The organism is Acidobacteriota bacterium, assembly GCA_030949985.1.
In the GTDB taxonomy this organism is placed as follows: Bacteria; Acidobacteriota; Polarisedimenticolia; order J045; family J045; genus JALTMS01.
This window is the reverse complement of the sequence record JAUZRX010000099.1, coordinates 1-1939: the sequence shown is the minus strand read 5'-3', so window position 1 is coordinate 1939 and position 1939 is coordinate 1. Positions and strand designations below refer to the sequence as shown.

Below are 1939 nucleotides of genomic sequence, written 5' to 3'. Positions count from 1 at the left end.
TTACTTTACTCATTTTTGTACCTCGTTGTTCTGTTAGTGATATATATAAAGGTGTGTCCCTCCGCCATCAGGCAAAGGGACACAATTCAACATCTTAGCGAGCATGAACGACACGATCAGGAACTGTAATGTAAACGTCCAGATCGCCCGTCGTGGTGCTCTTGGCACCGTTTTCAATGATAACCAGGCGCAGATAAGGGAACGCACCCTTAGCAGCCGTGCTTTGCTCAAAAACAGCAGCATCACTCGGCGCTCGACCGAGAGAATCGGCAGCTCCGACCGTCAGCCATTCCTGAGCAGAATAAGATGCAGAAGGATTGCGTTTTCCAGTCACTTGCCACGACACCGTTACACCGATAGTATCTTTTCCAGCACCAGACGATGGCGTCACAAACAGAGCTGAGATATTGTTATCGGGAGCGCCCCAGATAGGAATCCCAGCACCATTGCTGCCCAGATGTACCAAAAAAGTATCGGTGCTCGCAGTGCGGGTAAGCGTAGCCTTATAGACCACAGCATTTTTGTAACTTGCATGCTTCTTGGCAGCCGCCACACTCACCTGAGTATGAGCATCAGCAGTCAAAAAACCAGCTACCACCAGAAGCAGCACTGCTTTCAGAACCTTCATTTTTAACGACTCCTTAATTTGCGTGTTTTGGGTTTCGCTCATCTTACGAGAAGATAAACAGGCCATGAACCGACGGAAATGCCGGTTCCAGAGCCGCTACCGTGCGGTACGCATACTTGCGGATACGGATTTGATTTTGATTCTGGGTATTGGTCAGCAAGTGCGTATCATAATTCTTGCCTTTACCAACAAACGGACGATATTTCACGTAATCCATATCGACCGCTACCATGTAATCTTTGTAGAATCCGTCACCACGTAGGGACTTGTCCCAGAACAGGTTCAGAATGCCAAACGGAGTCTTGATCTTGGTCACAGCCAGACCAAAGACCTCCGCCTCGTTCATTACCTGAACATTTGCGCCCGCAAGGAACGATCCTGAACCGATCTTCGAGAAGAAACCCAACACACTCGAACCCACGATGCCCACTTTAGCCTGCGAACCCAGAGCAAACAGTTGTTCCATGTGATCGATAAACGAGCTATAATCGTAAGCCACGTATGACGGTTCAACGATTCCGTAGCCGTTCATCAACGCCGAACTGTTGTCCTGCGCAAACGTTACGATACCGTAGGTGGTACGTAGAGTCACAGAACCGCTATCGATACCGCTCAAAGTTACAACCTGCTTATCCAGCGCAGACAGGAGCATCGATCTATTAATTGAAGCCTTGTGTTGTTTAAGAGTTTCGGCAGCCAGTCGATTCCATTCGTCAGGGCCAAAAACACCTTCAGCTTCGGCAGTGTCCTCCATCGACCATGCGTCTTCAAAGTCCTGACAGTAGGTCTGGTTCGCCGCCAACACGCTGTTGACCGCAGGAGCAGCCGAAGAACCTGAACCCATAGCCGTACCGATAACCTGAATCTTGTCATTGTCGGCGATGTTGGTTACGTTCGAACCCATAGCACGAATATCGATCTGATTCTGGCTATCAACATTCTTGATCACAAAAACAGTATCATTGCCACCGCTCTGGTGGATTACACGACACAGCAAACCAGCACGCAGAAAGCCAACCGAACCACCGCCGCCATCATCAACAGCAAGGTTCGTGATCGTGTTAGCCGCCCATGTGCCAGCACCAGCCGCATAGAACTGGTAATTGATCCATGCCGGATCATTGGAGAAAGATTTCGGTTCCAGCGAATCGGTAGGCTTACGAGACAGCTTTAGCAAGAACGTCAGCCAGGGAGTTTCTTGCTTAGCAGGCTCATAAAGCTCGGCGAAATCCAGGTTGTATTTCAGACGATCAGCCAGAAAATCACCCTGGCCTTTCGCCCCGACTACAGCAGTTCCGCCAGTGTTATAAT

Annotated in this window: 2 protein-coding genes; both read right to left on the bottom strand. The window is 49.5% G+C overall.

Going from position 1 to position 1939, the window contains the following annotated elements:
• Nucleotides 1-94 precede the first annotated feature (94 nt).
• Nucleotides 95-628, bottom strand: coding sequence for a hypothetical protein (locus tag Q9Q40_14505; GenBank protein MDQ7008430.1), 534 nt, complete (start codon nucleotides 626-628; stop codon nucleotides 95-97).
• 43 nt (nucleotides 629-671) lie between these two features.
• Nucleotides 672-1939, bottom strand: a 1268-nt coding sequence (locus Q9Q40_14500; protein MDQ7008429.1) for a DUF5309 family protein, incomplete at its 5' end; no start/stop codon positions are given.

Bases quoted from the DNA above. Each gene is read 5' to 3' on its own strand.
- Q9Q40_14505 (MDQ7008430.1), bottom strand. From the start codon at position 628: ATGAAGGTTCTGAAAGCAGTGCTGCTTCTGGTGGTAGCTGGTTTTTTG.